General features: G+C 68.2%; 25 protein-coding genes and 1 tRNA gene. 23 read left to right on the top strand and 3 right to left on the bottom strand.

All coding sequences use genetic code 11. The features are described from left to right. Positions 1–41: 41 nt before the first annotated feature. Positions 42–1,277, bottom strand: coding sequence for a restriction endonuclease (locus ACFVGW_RS23720; protein WP_385853370.1), 1,236 nt, complete (start codon positions 1,275–1,277; stop codon positions 42–44). A gap of 233 nt (positions 1,278–1,510) precedes the next feature. On the opposite strand from ACFVGW_RS23720, the gene ACFVGW_RS23715 reads away from it, so the two are divergent. Together ACFVGW_RS23715 and ACFVGW_RS23710 are read left to right on the top strand one after the other, a co-directional pair. After that, positions 1,511–3,487 (top strand): ATP-binding protein, encoded by a 1,977-nt coding sequence (locus ACFVGW_RS23715; protein ID WP_385853430.1) that lies wholly within the window; start codon positions 1,511–1,513, stop codon positions 3,485–3,487. A gap of 733 nt (positions 3,488–4,220) precedes the next feature. Beyond that, the gene (locus ACFVGW_RS23710; protein WP_385853369.1) at positions 4,221–5,015 is read left to right on the top strand and encodes an NUDIX domain-containing protein; all 795 of its coding nucleotides are present in this window, start codon (positions 4,221–4,223) and stop codon (positions 5,013–5,015) included. On the opposite strand, the gene ACFVGW_RS23705 is transcribed toward ACFVGW_RS23710, so the two are convergent. Next, positions 4,999–6,135 (bottom strand): XRE family transcriptional regulator, encoded by a 1,137-nt coding sequence (locus ACFVGW_RS23705; RefSeq protein WP_385853368.1) that lies wholly within the window; start codon positions 6,133–6,135, stop codon positions 4,999–5,001. The genes ACFVGW_RS23710 and ACFVGW_RS23705 overlap by 17 nt on opposite strands. Before the next feature lie 316 nt (positions 6,136–6,451). On the opposite strand from ACFVGW_RS23705, the gene ACFVGW_RS23700 reads away from it, so the two are divergent. From ACFVGW_RS23700 to ACFVGW_RS23635, 14 genes are all read left to right on the top strand, one after another. After that, positions 6,452–6,784: a hypothetical protein gene (locus ACFVGW_RS23700; protein WP_385853367.1), complete on the top strand. Its 333-nt coding sequence runs from the start codon at positions 6,452–6,454 to the stop codon at positions 6,782–6,784. Between the two features lie 2 nt (positions 6,785–6,786). Next, positions 6,787–8,142, top strand: a complete 1,356-nt coding sequence (locus ACFVGW_RS23695; RefSeq protein ID WP_385853366.1) for an FtsK/SpoIIIE domain-containing protein — start codon at positions 6,787–6,789, stop codon at positions 8,140–8,142. A gap of 84 nt (positions 8,143–8,226) precedes the next feature. Beyond that, positions 8,227–8,391, top strand: coding sequence for a hypothetical protein (locus ACFVGW_RS23690; protein ID WP_385853365.1), 165 nt, complete (start codon positions 8,227–8,229; stop codon positions 8,389–8,391). A gap of 74 nt (positions 8,392–8,465) precedes the next feature. Beyond that, the gene (locus ACFVGW_RS23685) at positions 8,466–9,164 is read left to right on the top strand and encodes a DUF2637 domain-containing protein (RefSeq protein ID WP_385853364.1); all 699 of its coding nucleotides are present in this window, start codon (positions 8,466–8,468) and stop codon (positions 9,162–9,164) included. Between the two features lie 16 nt (positions 9,165–9,180). Next, positions 9,181–9,375 (top strand): hypothetical protein, encoded by a 195-nt coding sequence (locus ACFVGW_RS23680; protein WP_385853363.1) that lies wholly within the window; start codon positions 9,181–9,183, stop codon positions 9,373–9,375. Position 9,376: 1 nt separating this feature from the next. Beyond that, positions 9,377–9,568 (top strand): mobile element transfer protein, encoded by a 192-nt coding sequence (locus tag ACFVGW_RS23675; protein ID WP_385853362.1) that lies wholly within the window; start codon positions 9,377–9,379, stop codon positions 9,566–9,568. Between the two features lie 20 nt (positions 9,569–9,588). Next, positions 9,589–9,747: a hypothetical protein gene (locus tag ACFVGW_RS23670; RefSeq protein WP_376440169.1), complete on the top strand. Its 159-nt coding sequence runs from the start codon at positions 9,589–9,591 to the stop codon at positions 9,745–9,747. Between the two features lie 11 nt (positions 9,748–9,758). Next, positions 9,759–10,106, top strand: a complete 348-nt coding sequence (locus tag ACFVGW_RS23665) for a SpdD-like protein (RefSeq protein ID WP_385853361.1) — start codon at positions 9,759–9,761, stop codon at positions 10,104–10,106. A 92-nt stretch (positions 10,107–10,198) separates the two neighbouring features. Then, entirely contained in the window at positions 10,199–10,381 is a 183-nt protein-coding gene (locus ACFVGW_RS23660) for a hypothetical protein (RefSeq protein WP_385853360.1), read from the top strand. 49 nt (positions 10,382–10,430) lie between these two features. After that, positions 10,431–11,072 carry a DNA methylase gene (locus ACFVGW_RS23655; RefSeq protein WP_385853429.1) on the top strand — a complete coding sequence of 214 codons (642 nt, stop codon included), beginning with the start codon at positions 10,431–10,433 and terminating at the stop codon, positions 11,070–11,072. Next, positions 11,069–12,460, top strand: coding sequence for a replication initiator protein RepSA (repSA, locus tag ACFVGW_RS23650; RefSeq protein ID WP_385853359.1), 1,392 nt, complete (start codon positions 11,069–11,071; stop codon positions 12,458–12,460). Before ACFVGW_RS23655 ends, repSA begins: the two co-directional genes overlap by 4 nt. Continuing rightward, positions 12,457–12,645, top strand: a complete 189-nt coding sequence (locus ACFVGW_RS23645) for a helix-turn-helix domain-containing protein (RefSeq protein WP_362419376.1) — start codon at positions 12,457–12,459, stop codon at positions 12,643–12,645. Before repSA ends, ACFVGW_RS23645 begins: the two co-directional genes overlap by 4 nt. Next, a complete protein-coding gene (locus tag ACFVGW_RS23640; protein WP_385853358.1) occupies positions 12,642–14,015 on the top strand; it encodes a tyrosine-type recombinase/integrase in 1,374 nt (457 codons plus the stop codon). Before ACFVGW_RS23645 ends, ACFVGW_RS23640 begins: the two co-directional genes overlap by 4 nt. Before the next feature lie 131 nt (positions 14,016–14,146). After that, entirely contained in the window at positions 14,147–14,824 is a 678-nt protein-coding gene (locus tag ACFVGW_RS23635; protein ID WP_385853357.1) for a hypothetical protein, read from the top strand. Between the two features lie 148 nt (positions 14,825–14,972). Here ACFVGW_RS23635 and ACFVGW_RS23630 read toward each other — a convergent pair. Continuing rightward, positions 14,973–15,044, bottom strand: a tRNA-Arg gene (locus ACFVGW_RS23630). A gap of 159 nt (positions 15,045–15,203) precedes the next feature. Between ACFVGW_RS23630 and ACFVGW_RS23625 the strand changes: the two genes are divergently transcribed. The 7 genes from ACFVGW_RS23625 to rho all read left to right on the top strand — a co-directional run bounded on the left by ACFVGW_RS23625 (position 15,204) and on the right by rho (position 24,480). Continuing rightward, entirely contained in the window at positions 15,204–15,686 is a 483-nt protein-coding gene (locus ACFVGW_RS23625) for a response regulator (protein ID WP_383221987.1), read from the top strand. A 229-nt stretch (positions 15,687–15,915) separates the two neighbouring features. After that, positions 15,916–16,959, top strand: coding sequence for an ArgS-related anticodon-binding protein NrtL (gene nrtL, locus ACFVGW_RS23620; protein ID WP_385853356.1), 1,044 nt, complete (start codon positions 15,916–15,918; stop codon positions 16,957–16,959). A gap of 11 nt (positions 16,960–16,970) precedes the next feature. Further along, positions 16,971–18,362, top strand: coding sequence for a diaminopimelate decarboxylase (gene lysA, locus ACFVGW_RS23615; RefSeq protein WP_385853355.1), 1,392 nt, complete (start codon positions 16,971–16,973; stop codon positions 18,360–18,362). Between the two features lie 116 nt (positions 18,363–18,478). Continuing rightward, complete coding sequence (locus ACFVGW_RS23610) at positions 18,479–19,771, top strand: homoserine dehydrogenase (protein ID WP_383221991.1); 1,293 nt, start codon at positions 18,479–18,481, stop codon at positions 19,769–19,771. Positions 19,772–19,777: 6 nt separating this feature from the next. Then, positions 19,778–20,848, top strand: a complete 1,071-nt coding sequence (gene thrC, locus ACFVGW_RS23605) for a threonine synthase (RefSeq protein ID WP_385853354.1) — start codon at positions 19,778–19,780, stop codon at positions 20,846–20,848. A 293-nt stretch (positions 20,849–21,141) separates the two neighbouring features. Then, positions 21,142–22,059 carry a homoserine kinase gene (gene thrB, locus ACFVGW_RS23600; RefSeq protein ID WP_352188989.1) on the top strand — a complete coding sequence of 306 codons (918 nt, stop codon included), beginning with the start codon at positions 21,142–21,144 and terminating at the stop codon, positions 22,057–22,059. A 384-nt stretch (positions 22,060–22,443) separates the two neighbouring features. Further along, a complete protein-coding gene (rho, locus tag ACFVGW_RS23595) occupies positions 22,444–24,480 on the top strand; it encodes a transcription termination factor Rho (RefSeq protein WP_385853353.1) in 2,037 nt (678 codons plus the stop codon). The last annotated feature ends 125 nt before the right edge of the window (positions 24,481–24,605 follow it).

The raw sequence follows: 24,605 nt of genomic DNA, 5'->3' as shown, positions 1-24,605 counted from the left end.
GGCGCCCGTGTCCACAGATGGGCCGCGAGCTTCGGAGCCCGCTACTCAAGCAGGATCTCTTCCGGGCGCCTGTTCGTGACTGCTGTCTCCCGTCCGCTCAGTATGTGCTCGATGCAGGCGGTCAGGCTCCCGTCGTGATCGTCCCTGGCCATACTCCTGAGCTTGTGGACGAGGTTCAAGCCGTTGATCAGGACGATCGGGTACTGGTCCTCCACCATCTCGGTCTGTGCGGGCACAGAGTAGGCCCCGGTCGTCACGTAGACGCCGATCCAACCGCGGCGAAGGCGAGCCACCACGCGAGCGATCTGTTCGGCAGTGACGAGGCTGTCTGGCTTCACGCATTTGGCTTGACCGAGTACAACCAAACTGGTGCCGGCCAAGCCGCTGCCAAGGTCCAGACGCCCTACGAAGTCCGCGCCGCCGTCGCCGGATCTGCGAGTTAACCAACCCTCGAGGTAGCTGTTTCCTGCCCCGCGGAGAACAGACGCGGCAACGGCTGAAGCGACGGCCTCGAAGTCATGCTTCCGCCCGTCGAAGTACCTGTAGATGATCTCAAGGTCCCTGGCCTCTGAGCTGCCCGCCTTGGGCCGTTGCTCGGACACCTTGGTGACCTTCGCTCGGGCAACACGCCTCCGGAGACGAGGCAGAGCCGAATTGCCGTGCTTGACCCATTCGCGCCACGCGTGCGGTGCTAGTTCGAGCGCTTCCGTATCCGTCACGGACTCGTCCCTGCGGGACTGGATCCACTCCCAGGAGACCTCGTCACCTTCTGCCGTCAGGTCGATGAGAGCGATGTCGTAGACGTAGTTGATGAAGGTCGTGTGCTCGCTGCCACCCCACTGCACCAACCGCTCGGCTCGCTCAATGACACCCAGACCACAGAACTCGACGTGCCCCTTGGGCTTGCCATTGCGGGGGACGGCGCGGAAGAGGAGCAGTGGCGTGGCCGTTGCCCGCTCCTCAGATGTGTGCCCCTGGTGCCCGGTGAACGCCTCGAGCAGCGCGGCGTTCCCCTTGGTGGTCCCTGGTGGAACGGTCACGCCAGCCTTGTGGTCTCCGAAGTAGCGGACGTGCCCGTTGTCCATGTCGAAGACGTCGTGCCATGGCGTCTGCTCGGTGCCTGCCTTCCAGGGGCTGGACCGGATGAGAGTCACTGGCCGGCGCGTACCTCCAGGAGCGGTGACCTTGGCCATGCCGTTGATGCCGGACTCGAGGAGTGCCCGCTTCAAGTTTGGCGAGTGCGTCACGTGATGGAAGTTGGGATAGCCGTCGAGCACCTGCGGTAGGGGGTCCTTTCCGCTTGCGTAGCGGTAGACCTGTCCTACCCGAAACTTCCCACCCAACGGCCCCTCCGAGTCTAGTCTTTGAAGATCTTGTCACGCGTCCGGGCGGTGTCCTAGGGCCAGGACGAGACGCGGCGGGCAGTGGCTGAGCCGCCCACTTGGGCAAGGTGGAGTGATCGGTCGGGCTGATCGAGAACTGCATCCCGGACTGAAGGAAGTTGAAGACTGTGGTAACCGATGCGGCAAAGCTCTTCATTGCATTTCACGGTCGGGTAATCGAGCACCTCGGGATTGACATGTATCAATCCCCGGTTGCGGCAATTGCCGAACTCGTTTCGAACTCCTGGGATGCCGATGCCGCAAGCGTGAGAGTCACGTTGCCCGATAGCCTTTCTGGCGAGATTGTGATTGCTGACACTGGTGAGGGGATGTCGCTTCGGCAATGCCAGGAGCGATACCTTAAGGTTGGTTATAACCGACGCAAGGATCGTCAATCCGAGTTCACTCCCGGCAACCGTCCAGTGATGGGGAGAAAGGGGATCGGAAAGTTCGCCGGATTCGGTATCGCCGACTTGGTCGTCGTGGAGACGGTAAGTAAAGAGACGGGTGAGAGGACGGTATTTCAGCTCGATGTCGCTCGCCTTACCGGGGAATCGGAAGGTTATGCCAGTGAGACTCTCCTTGATGTCGAGGTCGTAGAATACACCGGCCCGGACGATGCCTTGAAGGAGAAGCACGGGACGACCATTTATCTGCGTAACCTTACGCTCAAGAAGCGGCCGAATAGCGACCAATTTCGCTTGAGCATGGCTCGACGATTCCTGCTCCTGGAGCGGTCGGACGAGTTTGAAGTTTTGGTGGACGGTAAAGCTATTGCGGATGAGGGGGGCGCGGAGAAGATTCAGTTTTCTTTCCCTGTGGACTACGTCGATGGAGAAGCGCCCGCGGGTTTGATCATCGAAGACGGGTGGGGGGTAGAGGAGCTTTCGACCGGGGAAAGGATTCGCTGGCAGTTTCACTTCTATCGCGAGCCGATCCACGAAGAGGAGCTCGCGGGTATCTCGATCTTTAGTCACCACAAGCTCGCCCAGCGCCCCTTCCTCTTTAATATGAGTGGCGGAATGGGGGCGCAGCAAGGTACCAGCTACCTCTCGGGTCGAATCGAAGCCGACTTCATTGACGATCAAGAGAAGGACCTGATCTCGACGGAGCGGCAGCGAATCAATTGGGAGGCGGAGGCGGCCCTCCCGCTGGCTGCTTGGGGCCAGGAGCGCGTGCAGGCCCTTCTGAGGATCTGGAAGGATCGGCGTGCGGAGTCAAAGGTCCGGGCAATGAACGCGAGAATTGAGCCGTTCTCTAAGCGTCTAGGGAGGCTGGAGAGGCACGAGCGAAAGATCGTGGACCGTGCCCTGACCTCGCTGGCCAGGATCGCCGTGATCTCAGATGAGCAATTCGAAGACCTGGCCAACGCCATCTTGAGTGCGTGGGAAGGGGGCCGACTTCGTGACTTGATCGACGACCTTGGTCAGACCGGGGAAATGGATGCCGAGGCGCTTGTTGGGATTCTGCTCGAATCTAGGGCGATGAATGCGCTTCATGCGGCCGAGCGAGTCAAGATTCAGTTGAATCTAATTGAAGGTCTCGAGGAGCGCATCAAGAACCGCGAGTTGGAGAACGCTGTACGGGACTATATCGCGGAGAACCCGTGGATGATCTCGCCGGAGTGGGACACGTTCAAGGTGGAGAAGAGCCTGGAAAACCTAATGAAGATGGTCGGTGAAAGCTCCCTCGACACTCTCAGCGGATGGAAGGGGCGAGTTGATCTCGTCCTATGCTCCGGTCATCAGCTGCTCGTGATTGAGTTCATGCGCCCAGGGGTCACCGCGGACTGGGATCACGTGGGTCGATTTGAGCGATACATCTTCTCGCTCCGGGAGGCTGTAATCGCAAATCGGGGGGGCGACTTCACTTCAGTCACAGGTCTCATGGTGGCAGATAGGCTGGATAGGCCAGCGGGATTCGCTGAGAAGTTGTCCGGCCTGCGCCGGCAGGGGATGGATGCAACGGACTGGCCTGGACTTCTCGGTAAGGCCAAGGCACAGTGGCAGGAGTATTTCGACATTCTCTTTGATCGTGCACCCGAAGATGGCCGGATGCGGGCTCTGGCAGGTACCGAGCCTGAATCAACCGATTCCGCTTCATAGGAGCAGCTAGCGAGAGGGCGGTGGAGCGGGTTTGGCCGGTGGCCTGCCAGGGGTCGGGTCGAGCATGATCATGAGGTTGCGCGGCGGCGTATGGTTGCCATCCGAGCCGCCGGAAGGCGACTGAACGAAATGTTCTCAGCCACGACGAGACCGGTACCGACGCGGAGCGATCACACCGGCCAGCGCCAAATCGCGGCAGCAGCCGCTCCCCGCCCGCCCATATCGGATGGCGCGCTCGCCTCACGCACCCGTCATCCGCGACGGCGGGGGTACGGCGCCCTGCCCGACTCAGGCCCGGCTGACGGCTGGCCATGCGAACCAGGCCACCCCGCCCTCGCCGCCAGCCGTCTTTTTATGCCCGGTCACGGCCGCAGTCGGCAACGCACCCGGCCACGCATGCCATGTGACGGTTGCCGGGCCTGAAATCCGCCTGAGCTACTGAACGGAAACCCCAGACCTGTGTGACTCTGATGCGCTCAGAGGCGCTCGACGGGCCGGGCGGTGCAACCCATCAACCCGAGCTGTCAGGCGTGCGGCCGGCGGCCGGGCCGGAGCGGGGCGCAGACAGGAGCGGCGGCCCGGGCGACGGGCCGCGCGCGCCGCGCCGTGCGCGGCGGGTGCCTTGATGAAGTAGAGAAACTCTCACCGCGCTTGTGACCTCTGTCCGCACAGTGAGGCGGCCCACTAGGCTTAGGTGGGTTGGCCAACACACCTGAGGGGGCGTGCTCGCAGAATGGGACCGAAGTCGGAGCGGGTGTACCGCACGATTCGCGAATGGATCTCCACGGGAAAGTACCCGCCGGGAGCCAAGATCCCTTCAGAGCGTGCGCTGACCGAGGAGCTAGCTATCGGTCGGACCGCGCTTCGTCAGGTCCTCGCCAAGCTCGTGTCTGAGGGTGCCATCGAGGTGCACGACCGCAGTTCCTACCGCGTTCCGGATCGTGCCGCCAGCATCCAGGCGCCGGCAGACCTGGAGCCGTGGCAGATCCACGGTGAGCGCACCCTCTACGACAACCGCTGGGTGAAGCTCGAACTCGTCGACGTCGAACCTCCCGGCGTGGAGCGGTTCGAGCACCACGTGGTTCGGCTTCAGCACGTCGCCATTGCCGCCGTCATTGACGATCAAGACCGTGTCCTCATGCTGTGGCGGTACCGCTTCGTTCCCCAGACCTTCGGCTGGGAGCTGCCCGGCGGGATCGTCGACGCAGGGGAGTCCCCTTCCGAGACGGCACTCCGCGAGGTGGAGGAAGAGACCGGTTGGCGGCCGGAGTCACTTGATCACATCGTCACGTACCAACCCATGGTGGGCATGGTCGACTCGCCCCACGAGATCTTCGTGGGTCACGGTGCAGAGCTCGTCGGTGAGCCGACTGACCTCGAAGAGGCCGGCCATGTCGCCTGGGTGCCGCTCGCCGATATCCCCGAACTCATGGCACGCGGCGAACTGATGGGGTCGGGAACGCTTGTGGCGCTGCTCCACGTGCTCGCGTCCAGGACTGGCAAGAAGGCGCCTACAAGTGCTGCGTGAGCTGCTCGATCCGTCGTCGCTGACGAACCGACCCAGTGCGATTGGCAAGCAAGCGTGCCTGGCGTAGCTGGTCGTGAGCCTGGTCGTACTCACCGCGTGCCAGGTGAGCTTGGGCGAGGTCAGATCGCAGCCCTGCTGAGGCTCGGATGAACGTCGGGTCCATCGCATCGAGTGCGTCGTAGAGGCTTTGCACGGCCTCGGCATCACCAATCAGAGCAAGTGCGTTGCCACGCCACCGCGTCAGATGGCCTTGATTGAGGAAGATGCTGAGCATGTCCGGATCGCGCGCGTCCTCGCCCTGAGGAAGGTGCCGCATCGCCATGTCCAGGGCTCGACGACAGTCGTCGGGCAGTCCGGCCTTGGCACAGATCTCGGCTTCCGCCGCATACAGCCATGCCGTCAACCGCGGAGACATCAACGTGCCGCCGGCGCGCTGAGCATCCCGGATCAGCTCGACGGCTATGGACGCGCGCCCAGCGTCGCAGAGCACGTATGCCTGCTCAGCCATGGCATGAGCCAGATACATCGGCTCGTCTGCCTCTTTGGCCGCGTGCTTCCCTAACTCGTAGTTGCGCCATGCTCTCTCGATGGCGCCGACATCAAGGGCCTGCCACGCCGCCAGAGTTGCGGCCCCTGCCAGGGCTCGCGCTACCGGACGCCTTGTCTCGGGCAGTACGGCGAACGTCAGGGCCTCCTCGAGCGTCGAGAGATGCCCCGTCATCTGATCGACGAGACTGGCGGCGCCCATCTGACGGTCCATGGTCCGCAAGAGCTCCGTCTGATCCATGAACGTCTTGACCATGGTGAGACTCACGCTGCGAGCTGCGTCGATCCGGCTCACGAGTTCGTCGTAGCCGTTCGCCTCAATGGAGGGCACCAACGTACTGCTGGCTCTGCCGTGGAGCTCGTCGTCTGTGACGCCGAGCAGCGCCCGAAGGATCTTCGAATACCGCTCCGAAATGGGGCGCTTGTCGTTCTCCCACTCGGACACGTAGACGCGGAGGCTAGAAGTAGAGGCCACCGTGAACACGTGCTCTCGCGCGTACCGCTCGATTTCGCGCACCAGCCGCTCTTGCGACCACTCCCGCGCGCCTCTCGCTGCCCGCAGTCCGTTCGTCACGTGCACCGCCCTGCATGTGAAGCCTGATCCGTAACGCCAGCATGCCTCACATTGACGCAGGTCGTCAGGGGTTAACCAGAACGGTGTTAACCCCTGTTGGCTACCGGGTTGTTGGGGCACGCGCTTCTCTAGAGGCAAGCCAAGCAGGCGAGTTGAGAACCCACCACGAACGAAGCGCTTGACATCTGGTGCGCACCAGATGCAACCTACTGGTGCGCACCAGTTGGGACGCGAGTGCCACACAACAACGCGCAAGAGCGGCGCCCTACCGCCAAGCAAGTGCGCCGCTCCCGCCCCTCCGAAAGGGAGTTCCATCATGCGTCAGATTCCCGTCGACACGTCCACCGCCGCCGCGATGGTGGCCCAGCCTCCGACCCCGAAGATCGCGAACCGTCAGACCGGTGAGATCGCGACCGACCGCGAGACCGGTGCCACGCTGATGACGGTCGACGTCATGTTCGTCATGGACGGCAACGCCGAGATCCTGAGCCTGACCGTCCCTCAGACCGGCGTCTCCAGTGACTTGACCATGGGCACCCCGGTCGCGCTGACCGGTGTGATCGCCCGGCCGTGGGAGCGGGATGGCCGGCACGGGATCGCCTTCCGTGCCGTCGCTGTTACCCCGCTGACCGCCGCGACGGCGGCCTGACCGTGAACGCCTTAACGGTCACGCTGGCGCTGGTCGCCACGGTCGCATTGCTGCTGCGGTGGCAGCGTCCGGCCTGGTACTGGATGACCTTCGGCATCGCGTTCGCCGTGGTCCGGGTCCTCGTCCGGTACTCCTCGGTCATGGACGCGTGCGGCTTGACCGTCCCGCCCTCTCGCTTCCGCCTCGCTTTGGCCCGGATGGCGAACCGGCCGGTCCCGGAGCCGCGGGCCCCTCGGATTCTGCGGCTGCGGCCGACCCGGACCGGTCTGGTCCTGCGGGTGAAGTTGCGGCCGGGTCAGGACGCGTTCGACTTCTCCGCCGCCTCGGACCGGATGCGGCACTCGTACGGAATGCAGAACGTCACCACCCGCGAGATCAAGTCGGGCGTGGTCGAGCTGCGGATGACCGGCTACGACGTCCTCAAGCGCGTCCAGATGCCTGCTCTCGCGCCTGCTGAGGTGATGCGGGTTCCGGTCGCCATGCGGGAGGACGGAGAGGTCTACTACCGCGACTACCGGCAGAGTCCGCACGCGCTGAACGTCGGCGCCACCCAGTCCGGCAAGTCCGTCTATCAGCGCAACCTCGTCGCCGGCCTCGCCACGCAGGACGTCGCCCTGGTCGGCATCGACTGCAAGCAGGGTGTGGAACTCGCCCCGCTCGCCCGCCGGTTCACCGCGTTGGCCGACAACCCCGACACCGCCGCCGAACTCCTCGATGCCCTCGTTGAGCACATGACCGGCGTCTATCTGCTGATCCGGCGTGAGCAGCGGCTGAGCGCTGATGTACCGGATGCGGAGATCACCGCGGACATCTGGGACCTGCCCGACCACCTGCGTCCGACGCCGATCGTGCTGCTGGTCGATGAGGTCGCCGAACTCGCGCTGTTCGCCACGAAGGAGGAAGAGAAGCGCCGGGACCGGATCATCACCGCCCTGGTGCGCCTCGCCCAGCTCGGCCGCGCGGCCGGCATCTATCTGGAGATCTGCGGGCAGCGATTCGGCTCCGAACTCGGCAAGGGCATCACCATGCTCCGCGCCCAGCTCACCGGCCGTACGGCCCACCGTGTCAACGACGAGACCTCGGCGAACATGGCCTTCGGCGACATCTCCCCGGACGGCGTCCTGGCCACGATCCAGATCCGCACCGACCGGCCCGGCACCGCCGTTGCCGGTGACTCCTCCGGCGGCTGGGTCAGCATCCGCACCCCGCACCTCACGCTCCGGCGGGCCGTGAACCTCTGCAACGCCAACGCCCATCGCACCCCAGAGATCCCCGCGCTGGACGCCTTCCGACCCGACCTGCCCAGCCTGGTCAAGGTCCCCGCCCCGGCGGTCGAAACCGCCCCTGCCCCGGCCTGACACACCCCGCATCACGGTCGGCGTGACCGCCTCACGCCACGTCCCTACCCCACCCATGCCTGAAACCGGAAGGAAGCGTCCGCCATGGCCACTCGCAGTAAGCCCGCGTCGAAGAAGTGCCCGGACTGCAAGGGCACCGGAGAGACCACCGAAACCGTCCAGGTCGGCACCCGCAAGCGCCGTGACACCGAGGACCGTCAGGCCGCGCTCTGCCTGTCCTGCTTCGGCACCGGCAACGACACCACCTGACCCGCCGGGACCGGGCGGCCGGCCACCTGAGCCTCGCCCCGTCCCAGCACCAACCCCAGGAAGGAGGAACTCCCGTGAAGCGCTCGCCCATCCGCGTGGACGCCGTCCTCGTACAGGCCGTGATCGCCGGCGCCCTGTCCTTCGCCCACCTCCACGACCTGGCCGCAGCCGCCGGACAGACCGGCTGGAAGGCGTGGGCCTACCCCGTCTCCGTCGACCTCCTGCTCGTCGCCGCCTGGCGCTGCCTTCGCACCCTGCGGGCCGCCGGCACCTCTGCTCGCTCGGCCTGGACCTGGTTCACCGTTGCCCTGGCAGCATCCCTCGGCGCGAACGTCGCCACCGCTGGCCTCCTCGACCTCGGCCACGTCCCGGACTGGCTGCGCATCCTGGTCGCCGGATGGCCCGCCCTCGCGTTCCTCGGCGGCACCCTCCTCGTCCACACCCCGGCCCCCGCGGCAGAGCCGACGACCCCGACTGCGGACCCCCTGGAGTCTCCGGCGGCTGAAACGGTCGTCGAGCGAGACGACACCGCCGAGCTGGAACCCGAGCCTGCCCCCGTCCCGGCTCTGCCCGCCGTCGAGCCTGCCCCGGCACCCGAGCCCATGCCCGCGGCCCCGGCCGTCGCCGTACCGCCGGCGCTGGTGGCTCACGCCCGGAAGGTCGCCGACGACCACCAGACCCGTACCGGTTCGCCGATCGACACCGACACCCTGCGCGCCCGCCTCGGCGTCCCGCCCGTGATGGCCGACGCCATCGCCGCCCAACTCGCCTGAAGCGAAGGGAGATCGCATGATCCGCGATCCGGCCGATCTGACCGCCGCCGACTACCTCGACAGCGCCCGCGAGATGAACGCCGCCAACCGGCCGTACCTCGCCCACCTCCTCGCCGAAGAAGCCGCCCAGCACACCACCGACCCGGTCTCCGCCGCCGGCATCCGCGCCACGTACCCCGACCCCACCACCACGCGAACGGAGACCGACTGACATGCCTGCCCGCGACTTCTTCCACTCCGTGATGCGGATCGGCCCCGTGCAGATCGGCACCCACCGCGACCGCCACGGACGCACCAAGCACGCCGCCGCCTGCACCGCCGATGACTGCGGCTGGTCCGCCGAGTACTCCAACCAGTCCGCCGCCCAGCTCGCCGCCCGCACCCACCGCTGCCAGCCCCGCTAACCGCGAAGGAGAACCGCGTCATGGACGTCCCGCTCTGGCTCGCCCTGATCGTCGTCGGCGCCCTCGGCATCAAGCTCATCCGCCCGCCCTGGTGGCTCGTCGCCGTGATCCTCCTCGGCGGCTACCTCCTCGCCGACAGCGTCCTCGCCCCCCTCATCGACAACACCATCAACCAGTAGGGAGAACCGCCATGCTCCGACCGCGCATCCCGGTCAACCCGCTCCCGACCGGCCTCGTCACCCCGCTCGCCCACCCGGCCACCACGACCGACATCGAGCCCCGCAACGGTGTCGAGCCGGTGACCTGCAACCACCACCACGCCCCGGCGCCCGCATCGGCCGCGCCCCGCGTTCAGGTCCCGGCCGTCCGCCTCACCCCGACCGGCCTCGTCACGATCGTCGCCGGTGGTGCCGGACTCGTCCTGATCGTCGGCACAGTCCTGGTCTCCATGCTCCTCGCCGTCGCCATCAGCGCCGCATCGGTCGCCGTCTGCGCCGTCGTCCTGCGCTCGCTCCTCAACGGCCGGCACAAGCACTGACCGGCCCCCGGGCGGCCTCAACCGCCAAGCCTCCGCCGCCCGGGAGCCACGCCCCTTGCCCAGTCCACAGAACCGGAAGGAACCCGCCCATCATGGCCCACCACAACCACGCCCCGGCCCGGATCTGCTCCAACTGCGACGGACACGCCTCCGTCGCCATCACCCTCGGCGGCCGCGACCGCCGCGGTCACCTCCGCACCATCACCGCCCACTGCCCGACCTGCCACGGCACCGGCACCCGCCCCGCCCGGATGCGGGAGACCGCCCGTGTCTGATCTCCGGCCCCGGGTCCTGGACCTGTTCTGCTGCTCCGGCGGCGCCGCCATGGGCTACCACCAGGCTGGCTACGCGGTCGACGGCATCGACATCGCCGATCGTCCCCGCTATCCGTTCGCCTTTCACCAGGGCGACGCCCTCGAATACCTCGCTGCCCTGATCTCGTCGGGGGACATCGAGCGCTACGCCCTCGTCCACGCCTCCCCGCCCTGCCAGGCCGGCTGCGCCCTCACCGTCGGCACCAACCACTCCCAGGGCTGGGGTGGTGACCACGTCGACCTTGTTGCCCCCACCCGCGAACTCCTCGACCGCACCGGCCTGCCGTACGTGATCGAACAGCCCAACGGCCGCGCCGCCATCCGCAAAGACCTGTCGCTGTGCGGCGAGATGTTCGGCCTCGGAGTCCTGCGGCACCGCAACTTCGAACTCGGCTGCTGGACCACCGCCAAGCCCTTCCACCCCCGACACCGGGGTTACGTGCGGGGCCACAGGCACGGCATACGCCGCGACGGCCCCTACGTCGCCGCATACGGAAAGGGCGGCGGCAAGGCCACCGTCCCGGAGATGCAGGAGGCCATGGGCATCGACTGGACCGACATCCACGAGGAACTGACCGAGGCCATCCCGCCCGCCTACACCCGGTGGATCGGCACCGCCTTCCAGACCGCTCGACAGGAGGTGCTCGTGTGACCGACACCGCGACCTTCGCGGGCCTGGACCCGGCCACCCTGGACGACATGCTCCAGGTGGCCGGGTCTCCCGGCTTCGACCGCTGGCGGGAACAGATCCGCCGCACCGGCGGCTGCTCCAACCCCATCCACCTCAGTGGCTGGACGCTCACTCAGGACAAGACCAGCGGCGAGACCCTGCACCGCTACTCCACCGAGACCGAGCCCGGTGGGCGGCTCCGGGTCGCGTGCGGCAACCGGCGGGCCTCCCGCTGCCCCGCCTGTGCCTGGACCTACGCCGGCGACACCTATCACCTCATCCGCGCTGGCCTCGCCGGAGACGACCGCCGCGACATCCCCGCATCCGTACGGGACCACCCGCGGGTCTTCCTTACCCTCACCGCGCCGTCCTTCGGCCCCGTCCACAACCGTCCCGGCACCCGGGCGTGCCGCTGTGGTATCCACCATCCCGAGGATTCTCCCGAGTTGGGGAATCCGCTCGACCCCGAGTCGTACGACTACGCCGGCGCCGTGCTCTTCAACAACCACGCCGGACAGCTCTGGGACCGCTTCGCCAAACGACTCCGCCGGGAGATCGCCGCAGCCGGCGGACTCTCCCAGCGCGCTCTAAAGGAGGTTCTCCGGCTCTCCTACGGGAAGGTCGCCGAGTTCCAGAAGCGCGGCGCCGTCCACTTCCACGCCGTGATCCGGCTCGACGGACCTGACGGCCCGGACACGCCACCACCGTCCTGGGCCACCACCGAACTGCTCACCGATGCGATCCAGGCCGCTGCCGCCCACTCGTACACGACCGTCACCGTCCCTGCCGCCGACGACCAGCCTTTACGCCGACTTCGCTGGGGTACCCAGCTCGACATCCGGCCCGTAAAGGCCTTCGGGGACGGCTCCGACATCACCGAACAGGCCGTCGCCTCCTACATCGCCAAGTACGCCACCAAAGCCGCCGAGACCACCGGCAGCCTCGACCGCCGGATCGGCAATCGTGAAGCACTGCTCCTCCTCGGCGTCCCCGATCACACTCGCCGCCTCGTCGAAGCCTGCTTCGACCTCGACCCGCTCTATCCCGACCGGCGTCTGATGGCCTGGGCGCACATGCTCGGCTTCCGGGGCCACTTCAGCTCGAAGTCCCGGCAGTACTCCACGACGCTCGGCGAGCTGCGCCAGACCCGCGCCGAGTACCGCGCAGCCCAGGAACGCACCGCCCGCGGCCTGGACGACGTCGAGCCGGACACGGTCCTCGTCCTCACTTCCTGGACGTACGCCGGCCAAGGCCACAGCCCCGGCGAAGCAGCCCTGGCCGTGTCCATCGCCCGGGACATCCAGCTCAACCGCGAAACCGCCCGAGAAGCCCTACGCGACCAACTTGCCCTGGAAGGAGCGCTCACATGAAGGACGAGCTGATGACAGTGCCGCAGATTCTCGCTGAGCTGGGCGGCGTCTCGCGCCGGACCTTCTATCGGTGGCGGGAGCTGGGACAGGGGCCTGCAGCCTTCAAGCTGCCCAATGGCGAGCTTCGAGTGTGGCGATCCGACTTCAGCGCATGGCTCCGCAACCTGGAGGTCGCTGCCGCGTGAAGTCCCTTGACGTCAAGATCTGGGGTGTTCGTAAGCGGAACACCAAGAAGCCGTCTTACGACGTGCGCTGGGCTGTCGCCGGTCGGGTCTTCCCCGAGTCATTCAGGACGAAAGCGCTCGCCGAAAACTATCGCTCCAAGCTGATGCGGGCCGCGCGTGATGGCGAGGAATTCGACACCGAATCCGGCCTGCCCAGCTCTATGGAAGAGAAGAAGTCGGCCCTGAGCTGGTATGCCTTCGCTTTGCGGTACCTCGCTATGAAGTGGCCCCATGCGGCGCCGAACACCCGCGACGGCATCAACGAATCGCTGACCTCGGTCACCATGGCACTACTCGATTCGCGTCCGGGGCGCCCGTCCGATGGGATCCTGCGTAAGGCTCTGAGGAACTGGGCCTTTGTCCTCCCAGGCCCGGACGAGCGCGAGCTTCCCACAGAGATCGGCAACGTCCTGCACTGGGTCGCCAAGGCATCTCGGCCACTCTCCGACCTGGCCGACCCGGTGATCGGGAGGGCCGTTCTCGACTCGCTCAAGCTCAAGCTGGACGGCACCGCGGCGGCTGCCGAGACTGTGCGCCGGAAGCGTCGCACCCTCGTAAACGCCGTGCACTACGCCGTGGACCTGGGGGAGTTCCCGGAGAATCCCCTTGCCTCGATCCGGTGGCAGAAGCCCAAGGTCTCCAACGAGGTGGACCCGCGGGTCGTGGCCAACCCGGAACAGGCCCGGTCCCTCCTCCACGCCGTCTCGTACGTCGGCGGCTACCGGCGTGCTCGTGGCCGGCGCCTCGTCGGGCTGTTTGCCGGGATGTACTTCGGGGGCTTCCGGCCGGCTGAGGTGGTGGGCCTTGCCGAGCCCGATCTGACGCTCCCCACCTCTGGATGGGGCTCCGCACTCCTGCACCGAACCCGTCCGAGCGTGGGCAAGCAGTGGACCGACTCGGGGGAGAGCCACGACGATCGCGGGCTGAAGAATCGTCCGAACGAAGACGTCCGTCGGGTCCCCATCCCGCCCCAGCTCGTCGCGATCTTCCGCGAGCACATCGAGACCTTCGGGACTGCCAACGACGGCAGGCTGTTCTTCAGCGAGAGCGGGGGAGTGGTCTCCTCCTCGACGTACTACCGGGCCTGGCAAGAGGCCCGAGTGCTGGCACTCCCGCCGGCCGTGGTCGCCTCCCCGCTCGCCCGACGGCCGTACGACCTCCGGCACTCGGCGCTCTCCACGTGGCTCAACGCGGGCGTCGACGCCACAGAGGTCGCTGAACGTGCCGGCAACAGCGTGGAGGTGCTGCTGAGTCGGTATGCCAAGTGCCTCGACGGCCGTCAGGAAGTGGCGAATCGGCGCATCGAGGACCTGCTCCGCGAGTACGAGTGACCGCTACTGCACGATTGCTGGGCCCAGGTCGGCTATTCGCCTGGGCCCTTCCGCTACTCAGGCGGTCTTGTCCATCCTCCGACAGGGGGACAGCATGGGCGGGACCTCGCTGTTCCGTCGCTTGGAGGGCCATGATCCCGCGGACTGAGTACCCGGTTTCCGCCCAGATTCCCGAGAACGCTGAATTCTGGATGCCCACAGAGGAGGACATCCCGGACGACGAAGGCATCGGGTGCTTCCGCGGCGTCTGGATGATCTTGGGTGTCACCGCCGAAGAAGCCCAAACCATGGTCTCGGTCGAAGCCGCACAGATCGCTGCGATCGACGAGCTGGCGCGTTCCGCATCCGAGTTCGAAGAGATCGCCTGCGCCTGCGAGGGGGGATGGGTGGCGGGCGTTCAGGATCCTTCAGTCCGCAGTCGGCTGCTCAAGAGGTTCCCCACCCTCTCCGAGGACGAGCCGGACTTCTATGCCGACTTGGGGGGCCTGGAGGTGGGGGTTGCTGCTCTGTCGCACGCACTCTCGTACATCGGCGGCGTTCCCGTAGCCAGCTGCCGAGGTCATATTGCCGAGCTGCGGTGGTCGGATAACCCCACCGTGTATGCCGCACTCGACCAACAGCGCGCCGAGTGGTTGGCGCCGTTGGTACACGAAGCCGGCTGCGGATTCCACATCGGCCTAAACCGCTCGGAGTTCCTTGCCATCGACGCTCCGTCGCTCATCGAGTCGAATGCCCTGGCCAGGCTGATCGTCGACCGGTTTGACGGTGTGGATCGCTTCGACAGGTGGCTCGACCTGTCTGCCCTCTGATCTGGGTCGATGGGGCAAGATCCTGTCCACGAATAGTCCACAGGGCCTGACACACGGCTGCGTTCGGTGGCAGTTGGTTGCAGATACGCGAAGACCCCGTCCTCAGCATCAATGCTGGTGGCGGGGTCTTCAGGCACTTCCTGCGAAGTGCCCCCGGCAGGATTCGAACCTGCGCACACGGCTCCGGAGGCCGTTGCTCTATCCCCTGAGCTACGGGGGCGTCCGCCGCGTTCGGCGGCGACGGGTAGAACCCTACCAGCATCCGAGCCGTGCCTGTGAACAGGTATTTCCGTCGAGTCACCGACCCCTCGTTCCCCCTCACGGGTCGGAAGTGGGCAAAACCCGGACGCAGCCACTTCCGGCGACCTACTCTCGTCGTGTGTCAGGCATGTCCGGTCGGGTGCTCGTTGTCGATGACAACCGGGTGATCCGGCAGTTGATCAGGGTCAATCTCGAGCTTGAGGGCTTCGAGGTCGTGACCGCGGCCGATGGTGCCGAGTGTCTGGATGTCGTGCATCAGGTTCGGCCTGATGTCGTCACCCTCGACGTCGTCATGCCCCGGCTCGACGGGTTGCGCACCGCCGAGAGACTCCGGGCCGATCCGCGGACCAGTCATCTGCCCGTCGCCATCGTCAGCGGCTGCACCCAGTACGAGATGGACAGCGGCGTCGCCGTCGGTGTCGACGCGTTCCTCGCCAAGCCCTTCGAACCCGCCGAGCTCGTGCGCGTCGTACGCAAGCTCATGCACCGCGACGGGCGTGAGCCCGGTCAGCGGCGTGGCGGACAGGAGGGGCCGTCGGGGGTCGACGGCAGACCCGACGGGCGGCCCCACGGCGTCGGGCACGCCCGCACCCGCCCCTAGGGTCCGACCGCCTGCTCACGCTCATCGAGCGAGACCGTCGCCCCCACCGCGACCACCACTCCCGTGCGCCGCCCGCACCACCGCTCCCCACCGCGCCCGTCGCCGCCCGCCCCACCGCGCCCCGCGCGTCGCCCGCACCATCGCCCCACCGCGCCCCCGCCACCGCCCCCGTGCCCGCATCGCGAAACCGGTTCGCTTTCCCACCCCCCTTCTCCCATACGCTTGTCCCGTGACCCCCGCGGACCTCTCCCTCACCGTGCTGCACGCCGTGCGCCGTGCGGTCGATGACGGTGTGCTGCGGGTCGACGTTCCCGAGAACGTCAAGGTCGAGCGGCCCCGGCCCGGGGGGCTCGGGGACTACGCCAGCAACGTCGCGCTGACCATCGCGCGCGGCGCGCAGCGTCCGCCCCTCGACGTCGCCGCCATCCTCCGCGAGCGGCTCCAACAGAGCCCCGGGATCGCCGCCGTCGACATCACCGGGCCCGGCTTCCTGAACTTCACCCTGCAGACCGGCGCCCAGCAGGACCTCGTGCGCGAGATCCTCCGGCGCGGTGAGCGCTACGGACGGCTCGGGCACAGCGGGCAGGTCGCCCAGCCCGCTCACCGCGCCGACGTCCGGGCCGCCGTCACCGCCGACGCCGTGCGGCGCATCCTTCTCTCCCAGGGGTACGCCGTGCGCACCTCCTGCGAGGACGCCGCCGACCCCGCCTGGGCCGACCTCGGTGTACGGATCGAGGTCCAGGGCTCCCGGGGCCGCCTGGCCACCGACATCGCCCCGCTCCCCGTCCCGTACACCGCCGCCGAGCTGCTCGCCCGCTTCGGGCTCGACGCCGCCCGCTGGGGACTCCTCTCCGCCGCCGGCCATGACCGGGCCCCTCTCGACGATCTTCTGCTGCGGCAGGACGAGAGCAACCCCCTCTTCCGGGTCCGGTACGCCCACTCCCGCACCCGCGCCCTCGTCCGGAACGCCGAGCAGTTCGGGTTCCGGAGCGAAGTCCGCGAGAACGTCGACGCGCCCGCGCTCACCCGCGCCCTCGGCGACCACCCCGCCGTTCTCGCCTCCGCCGCCCGCCACCGCGCCCCCGACCGGGTCGCCCGGCATCTCGAAGTCGTCGCCGACGCGCTGCTCGACTTCCAGCACACCGTCCTGCCCCGCGGCGACGAGAAACCCTCGGCCGCCCACCGCTCCCGGCTCGCGCTCGCCGAAGCCGCCGGGGTGGTGCTCGCCGGTGGCCTCTCCCTGCTCGGCATCAGCGCACCCGACCAGATCTGAAAGATGCAGACATGAGCCGTTCCGCCCACCCCGCCGGGCCCCGCCACGCCGACGTCCTCCCCGAGGGGCACTACACCGCGCCGCCCGCCGACCTCAACCTGCTCGACCCCAAGGTCTGGGCCCGGACCGTCCGTCGTAACGACGAGGGGCAGGTCACCGTCGCCGGTCTCACCGTCGACGAGCTCCGCGAGGAGTTCGGCACGCCCGCCTACATCCTCGACGAGGACGACTTCCGCGTTCGCTGCCGCGCCTGGGCCGACGCCTTCGGCACGGACGCCGACGTCTTCTACGCCGGCAAGGCCTTCCTCTCCCGCGCCGTCGTGCGCTGGCTCAAGGAAGAGGGGCTCAACCTCGACGTCTGCTCCGCAGGTGAGCTGAGCACCGCCCTCTCCGCCGGCATGCCGCCGGAGCGCATCGCCTACCACGGCAACAACAAGTCCGAGGCGGAGATCCGGCGGGCCGTCGAGGTCGGTGTCGGGCGCATCGTCCTCGACTCCTTCCAGGAGATCGTCCGCGTCGCCCACATCGCCGACTCCATCGGCAAGCGGCAGCGCGTCCAGATCCGCGTGACCGTCGGCGTCGAGGCCCACACGCACGAGTTCATCGCCACCGCCCACGAGGACCAGAAGTTCGGCATCGCGCTCGCCGGGGGACAGGCCGCCGAGGCCGTCCGGCGCGTGCTGAAGCTGGACGGTCTGGAGCTCATCGGCATCCACTCGCACATCGGGTCGCAGATCTTCGACATGGCCGGCTTCGAGGTCTCCGCCCGCCGCGTCGTCCAGCTCCTCGCCGAGGTGCGCGACGAACACGGCGTCGAACTCCCCGAGATCGACCTCGGCGGCGGCCTCGGCATCGCCTACACCTCCGACGACGACCCGCGCGAGCCCCACCACATCGCCAAGGCCCTCCACGAGATCGTCACCAGGGAGTGCGCCGCCGCCGGGCTCGCCACGCCCCGGATCTCCGTGGAGCCGGGCCGCGCCATCGTCGGGCCCACGGCCTTCACGCTGTACGAGGTCGGCACCGTCAAGCCCCTCGACGGGCTGCGGACGTACGTCAGTGTGGACGGCGGCATGTCCGACAACATCCGCACCGCGCTGTACGACGCCGAGTACAGCGTCGCGCTCGTGTCGCGGACGAGTGACGCCGAGCCCATGCTCACCCGTGTCGTCGGCAAGCACTGCGAGAGTGGCGACATCGTCGTGCGGGACGCGTTCCTGCCCGCCGACATCGCGCCCGGCGATCTTGTCGCCGTGCCCGCCACCGGCGCGTACTGCCGGTCGATGGCCAGCAACTACAACCACGCACTCCGCCCGCCCGTCGTCGCCGTCCGCGACGGCGAGGCGCGCGTGATCGTCCGGCGTGAGACGGAGGAAGATCTCCTGCGTCTCGATGTCGGGTGATGAAATAGATGTCTCAGGATCCGGACGAGGGGCAGAAACCCTCGTCCGGTGAGTGAGACTGGTCCAACCGTAGAGATACGAAGCAGTACGAGAAGCAGTACGAGAAACGAGGTCGGATGATGCGTACGCGTCCGCTGAAGGTGGCGCTGCTGGGCTGTGGTGTGGTCGGCTCAGAGGTGGCGCGCATCATGACGACGCACGCCGACGACCTCGCCGCGCGCATCGGCGCCCCGGTCGAGCTCGCCGGCGTCGCGGTCCGCCGCCCGGACAAGGTCCGTGAGGGCATCCCCGCGGAACTGATCACCACCGACGCCACCGCTCTGGTGAAACGGGGCGACATCGACGTCGTCGTCGAGGTCATCGGCGGTGTCGAGCCCGCCCGCACGCTCATCACCACCGCCTTCGAGCACGGCTCGTCGGTCGTCTCGGCCAACAAGGCGCTCCTCGCCCAGGACGGTACGAGCCTCTACGCCGCCGCCGACCAGCACGGCCAGGACCTCTACTACGAGGCCGCCGTCGCGGGCGCCATCCCGCTCATCCGGCCGCTGCGCGAGTCCCTCGCCGGCGACAAGATCAACCGTGTGATGGGCATCGTCAACGGCACGACGAACTTCATCCTCGACAAGATGGACACCTCCGGCGCCGGCTACTCCGAGGCGCTCGACGAGGCCACCGCCCTCGGGTACGCGGAGGCCGACCCGACCGCCGACGTCGAGGGCTTCGACGCCGCCGCCAAGGCCGCCATCCTCGCCGGAATCGCCTTCCACACCCGCGTACGCCTCGACGACGTCTACCGCGAGGGCATGACCGAGGTCACCGCCGCCGACTTCGCCTCGGCCAGGCAGATGGGCTGCACCATCAAGCTGCTCGCCATCTGCGAGCGGGCCGCCGACGGCGAGTCCGTCACCGCGCGCGTGCACCCCGCGATGATCCCGCTGAGCCACCCGCTCGCCTCCGTCCGCGAGGCCTACAACGCGGTCTTCGTCGAGGCGGAGGCCGCCGGGCGGCTCATGTTCTACGGCCCCGGCGCCGGCGGCGCCCCGACGGCGTCGGCCGTCCTCGGCGACCTGGTCGCCGTGTGCCGCAACAAGCTCAACGAGGCCACCGGCCCCGGCGAGTCCGCGTACACCCAGCTGCCCGTGAGCCCCATGGGCGACGTGGTGACGCGGTACCACATCAGCCTCGACGTGGCCGACAAGCCGGGCGTCCTCGCCCAGGTCGCGACGGTCTTCGCCGAGCACGGCGTATCGATCGATACGGTCCGCCAGCAGGGCAAGGACGGCGAGGCCTCCCTCGTCGTCGTCACCCACCGCGCGCCCGACGCCGCCCTCTCCGGGACCGTCGAGGCGCTGCGCAAGCTCGACACCGTGCGCGGTGTCGCCAGCATCATGCGTGTTGAAGGGGAGTAAGGACCCATGACCAGCAAGGGCACCCACCAGTGGCGCGGCATCATCGAGGAGTACCGGGACCGTCTTCCGGTCACGGACACGACGCCGGTCGTCACGCTCCGTGAGGGCGGTACGCCGCTCGTTCCCGCTCAGGTCCTCTCCGAGCGCACGGGCTGCGAGGTGCACCTCAAGGTCGAGGGCGCCAACCCCACCGGGTCCTTCAAGGACCGCGGCATGACCATGGCCATTTCCAAGGCCAAGGAGGAGGGCGCGCAGGCCGTCATCTGCGCCTCCACCGGCAACACCTCGGCGTCCGCGGCGGCTTACGCGGTACGTGCCGGGATGGTCTCGGCCGTCCTCGTGCCGCAGGGCAAGATCGCGCTCGGCAAGATGGGCCAGGCCCTCGTGCACGGCGCGAAGATCCTCCAGGTCGACGGCAACTTCGACGACTGCCTCACGCTGGCCCGCAGCCTCTCCGAGAACTACCCGGTGGCGCTGGTCAATTCGGTGAACCCGGTCCGAATCGAGGGCCAGAAGACCGCCGCCTTCGAGATCGTGGACATGCTGGGCGACGCCCCCGACATCCACGTGCTGCCCGTCGGGAACGCCGGCAACATCACGGCCTACTGGAAGGGGTACCGGGAGTACGCGGCCGACGGCCTCGCCACCCACACCCCGCGCATGTGGGGCTTCCAGGCCTCCGGCTCCGCGCCGCTCGTCCGCGGTGAGGTCGTCAAGGACCCGTCGACCATCGCCACCGCGATCCGCATCGGCAACCCGGCCTCGTGGGACTACGCGATCGCCGCCCGGGACGAGTCCGGCGGCTTCATCGACGAGGTGACGGACCGTGAGATCCTGCGCGCCTACCGGCTGTTGGCCTCCCAGGAGGGTGTCTTCGTCGAGCCCGCCTCGGCCGCGTCCGTCGCCGGTCTGCTGAAGGCAGCCGAGCAGGGCAAGGTCGACCCGGGCCAGCGGATCGTCTGCACGGTCACCGGCAACGGCCTGAAGGACCCCGACTGGGCCGTCGCCGGCGCCCCGCAGCCGGTCACCGTCCCCGTCGACGCCGCCGCGGCGGCAGAGCGCCTCGGCCTCGCGTAATCGGCCGCCAGCAGGCACGTCCTGACGAAGTTCGCCTCTCCGGGAATCCCCGGAGAGGCAAACCCGATCAGGAACGTACATAGGCGCACAGGAAGGCATGCGACACGCATCGTGCGCCTCCTGTGCGCCCTATGTCGCCACAGAACCTTCCTTCGATAGGCTGTACCGAACCCGCCCCGTTGCATATGCGCGGTGTCGTTGCCGTTGTCGCCCCCGAGGCAGAAACGGCCCCCGGGTTTCCGTGTACTTCTCTTGAAATCCCGTAGTCGCAAGTCAAGGAGAGTCATCGAGCGATGGCCGGTCCCGCGTTCCGCGCCGCCGCCGTACGGGTGCGCGTTCCCGCCACCAGCGCCAACCTCGGCCCGGGCTTCGACGCCTTCGGCCTGTCGCTGGGTCTCTACGACGACGTCGTCGTCCGGGTCGCCGACTCCGGGCTGCACATCGACATCGCCGGTGAGGGCGCAGACACGCTCCCGCGCGACGAGAGCCACCTGCTCGTACGCTCCCTGCGTACCGCCTTCGACCTGCTGGGCGGCCAGCCGCGCGGCCTCGAGGTCGTCTGCGCCAACCGCATCCCGCACGGCCGCGGCCTCGGCTCCTCCTCCGCCGCCATCTGCGCCGGCATCGTCGCCGCCCGCGCCGTGACCATAGGCGGCGACACCCGCCTCGACGAGGCGGCGCTCCTCGAACTCGCCACCGAGATCGAGGGACACCCCGACAACGTCGCCGCCTGTCTGCTCGGCGGCTTCACGCTCGCCTGGACCGAGTCCGGTGCCGCGCGAGCGATCAGGATGGATCCCTCCGATTCCATCGTTCCGGTGGTTTTCGTCCCCGGTAAGCCCGTACTGACCGAGACCGCCCGTGGTCTGCTGCCGCGCACCGTCCCGCACGTCGACGCCGCGGCCAACGCCGGACGCGCCGCGCTCCTGGTGGAGGCGCTCACCCGCCGCCCCGAGCTGCTGCTCGCGGCCACGGAGGACCGGCTGCACCAGGAGTACCGGGCTCCCGCGATGCCCGAGAGCATCGCCCTTGTGAACCGGCTGCGGGCGGACGGAGTCCCCGCGGTCATCTCCGGCGCGGGTCCCACGGTGCTCGCGCTGGCCGAACACGGGTCGGCCGACAAGGTCGCCCGGCTGGCGGGCGAGGGATGGGCCGCGAACCGGCTCGACCTCGATGTGTCCGGAGCGAGTGTCCTGCCGCTCGCGCCATAGGGACACGTGATTGCCGGTGAGGGAGAGGGGGAATGTTTGTTGGAGCCGGTAGTGTTAACCTCAAGTCTGCACCCGACGTTTTTGAGGCGCGGTGCGGAGTGTCCCCATCAGGGACCACCCATTCTTCCGGGAGCCTCCCCAACTGCCTGAGCAGCCCGCCTGAGCAGTTTCGAGCACGCTCCGGAACCGGCACGACACCCCTCGCTCTTTCCATGTGAGGGCCGAGCAGGGGGCCTCGGGCCGGACCCACAGCACGTTTTTTCCTCCTCCGCCGTACCCGGCGGGACCACCGCCCCGACACGGTCCACAAGCCAGACCGTCGTCGGACAGCACAACCGGTCGCCGAGCCAGATGGCCGACGTCCGCTCCAGGGAAGGACCCTTCGTGAGCGACACCACCGATCTGATGGGCGTGACTGCCGACAACCCTGTCGACACTTCCGCGCCCGCCGCAGGTGCTGCCACTGGCACCACCGCACGGCGCCGCCGCTCCGGCACCGGCCTCGAGGGCATGGTCCTGGCCGAGCTGCAGCAGGTCGCGTCCGGCCTCGGCATCAGGGGCACCGCGCGGATGCGCAAGAGCCAGCTGATCGAGGTCATCAAGGAGGCGCAGGCCGGGGGCGGAGCCCCCGCCAAGGCCGCCGCCGACACGGCTGAGACCAAGCCGAAGCGCCGCGCCACCTCCAAGGCCCGTACGGCCGAGGGCGCCGCCGAGACCGCTGCCCCCAAGGCGGAGAAGGCCGAGAAGGCCGTCGCCCAGCAGCAGATCGACATCCCCGGCCAGCCCGCCTCCGACGACCAGCCGGCCGGCGAGCGCCGCCGCCGTCGGGCCACGGCTCCGGCCGGCAGCCCGGAGGGCGACGTCAAGGCCGAGTCCTCCCAGGCCGTGAAGACCGAGGCCAAGGCCGACACCCGGACGGACTCCCGAACCGAGTCCCGTACGGACGGCTCCGCCGACGCCAAGGCCGAGACCGCCGCCGACACCGCCGAGGGCCGCGGCCGCCGTGACCGCGGCGAGCGGGGCGAGCGCGGGGACCGCCGTGACCGCGGCGACCGTCAGCGCGACCGCCGCGACCGTGGCGGCAAGGGCGACGACCAGCAGGGCGGTGGCCAGGGCGGTCAGCGTCAGCAGCGTCAGGGTGGCCAGCAGGGCCAGCAGGGCGGTCCGCAGGACGACTTCGACGACGAGAGCGGCCGCCGTGGCCGTCGCGGCCGCTACCGCGACCGTCGTGGCCGTCGTGGCCGTGACGACTTCGCGACCGGCGAGCCGCAGGTCTCCGAGGACGACGTCCTGATCCCCGTCGCGGGCATCCTGGACATCCTCGACAACTACGCGTTCATCCGGACCTCCGGCTACCTGCCCGGCCCGAACGACGTGTACGTCTCCCTGGCCCAGGTCCGCAAGAACGGCCTGCGCAAGGGTGACCACGTCACCGGCGCCGTGCGTCAGCCGAAGGAGGGCGAGCGCCGCGAGAAGTTCAACGCGCTGGTGCGCCTGGACTCCTCGAACGGCATGGCCGCCGACTCCGGCCGCGGCCGCCCGGAGTTCAACAAGCTGACCCCGCTCTACCCGCAGGACCGGCTCCGTCTGGAGACCGACCCGGGCGTGCTGACCACGCGGATCATCGACCTCGTGTCGCCGATCGGCAAGGGCCAGCGTGGTCTGATCGTGGCCCCGCCGAAGACCGGCAAGACCATGATCATGCAGGCGATCGCCAACGCGATCACGCACAACAACCCCGAGTGCCACCTGATGGTCGTCCTGGTCGACGAGCGTCCGGAAGAGGTCACCGACATGCAGCGGTCGGTGAAGGGCGAGGTCATCTCCTCGACCTTCGACCGTCCGGCCGAGGACCACACCACGGTCGCCGAGCTGGCCATCGAGCGCGCCAAGCGTCTCGTGGAGCTGGGTCACGACGTGGTCGTCCTGCTCGACTCGATCACCCGCCTGGGCCGCGCGTACAACCTCGCCGCCCCGGCCTCCGGCCGCATCCTGTCCGGTGGTGTCGACTCGACCGCGCTCTACCCGCCGAAGCGCTTCTTCGGTGCGGCGCGCAACATCGAGGACGGCGGCTCGCTGACCATCCTGGCCACCGCGCTGGTCGACACCGGCTCGCGCATGGACGAGGTGATCTTCGAGGAGTTCAAGGGCACCGGCAACATGGAGCTCAAGCTCGACCGGAAGCTCGCCGACAAGCGCATCTTCCCGGCCGTCGACGTCGACGCCTCGGGTACGCGTAAGGAAGAGATCCTGCTCGGCAGCGACGAGCTCGCGGTCACCTGGAAGCTGCGTCGCGTGCTCCACGCGCTCGACCAGCAGCAGGCGATCGAGCTGCTGCTCGACAAGCTCAAGCAGACGAAGTCGAACGGCGAGTTCCTGCTCCAGATCCAGAAGACGACGCCTGGCGGGAACAACGACTGAGGCGAGACCTCAGTCACACGGCGGGAAGGCGGCCTCTGGGCCGTGACCCCGCCGTGACCTGGACGAACGCAGCGCCCATCGTGCCTCGGCACGGTGGGCGCTGTGCGTTGCGGTCCGTCGCTCTG

This window comes from Streptomyces sp. NPDC127129 (assembly GCF_042671585.1).
Lineage (GTDB): Bacteria > Actinomycetota > Actinomycetes > Streptomycetales > Streptomycetaceae > Streptomyces.
Note: the sequence above shows the minus strand (reverse complement) of the source record. Positions and strands in the feature narration are given on the sequence as shown.

Coding starts and splice junctions, on each gene's coding strand:
- ACFVGW_RS23710 (WP_385853369.1), top strand. CDS start 4,221: ATGGGACCGAAGTCGGAGCGGGTGTACCGCACGATTCGCGAATGGATC.
- ACFVGW_RS23700 (WP_385853367.1), top strand. CDS start 6,452: ATGCGTCAGATTCCCGTCGACACGTCCACCGCCGCCGCGATGGTGGCC.
- ACFVGW_RS23690 (WP_385853365.1), top strand. CDS start 8,227: ATGGCCACTCGCAGTAAGCCCGCGTCGAAGAAGTGCCCGGACTGCAAG.
- ACFVGW_RS23680 (WP_385853363.1), top strand. CDS start 9,181: ATGATCCGCGATCCGGCCGATCTGACCGCCGCCGACTACCTCGACAGC.
- ACFVGW_RS23675 (WP_385853362.1), top strand. CDS start 9,377: ATGCCTGCCCGCGACTTCTTCCACTCCGTGATGCGGATCGGCCCCGTG.
- ACFVGW_RS23670 (WP_376440169.1), top strand. CDS start 9,589: ATGGACGTCCCGCTCTGGCTCGCCCTGATCGTCGTCGGCGCCCTCGGC.
- ACFVGW_RS23665 (WP_385853361.1), top strand. CDS start 9,759: ATGCTCCGACCGCGCATCCCGGTCAACCCGCTCCCGACCGGCCTCGTC.
- ACFVGW_RS23660 (WP_385853360.1), top strand. CDS start 10,199: ATGGCCCACCACAACCACGCCCCGGCCCGGATCTGCTCCAACTGCGAC.
- ACFVGW_RS23655 (WP_385853429.1), top strand. CDS start 10,431: ATGGGCTACCACCAGGCTGGCTACGCGGTCGACGGCATCGACATCGCC.
- ACFVGW_RS23645 (WP_362419376.1), top strand. CDS start 12,457: ATGAAGGACGAGCTGATGACAGTGCCGCAGATTCTCGCTGAGCTGGGC.
- ACFVGW_RS23635 (WP_385853357.1), top strand. CDS start 14,147: ATGATCCCGCGGACTGAGTACCCGGTTTCCGCCCAGATTCCCGAGAAC.
- lysA (WP_385853355.1), top strand. CDS start 16,971: ATGAGCCGTTCCGCCCACCCCGCCGGGCCCCGCCACGCCGACGTCCTC.
- ACFVGW_RS23610 (WP_383221991.1), top strand. CDS start 18,479: ATGATGCGTACGCGTCCGCTGAAGGTGGCGCTGCTGGGCTGTGGTGTG.
- thrC (WP_385853354.1), top strand. CDS start 19,778: ATGACCAGCAAGGGCACCCACCAGTGGCGCGGCATCATCGAGGAGTAC.
- thrB (WP_352188989.1), top strand. CDS start 21,142: ATGGCCGGTCCCGCGTTCCGCGCCGCCGCCGTACGGGTGCGCGTTCCC.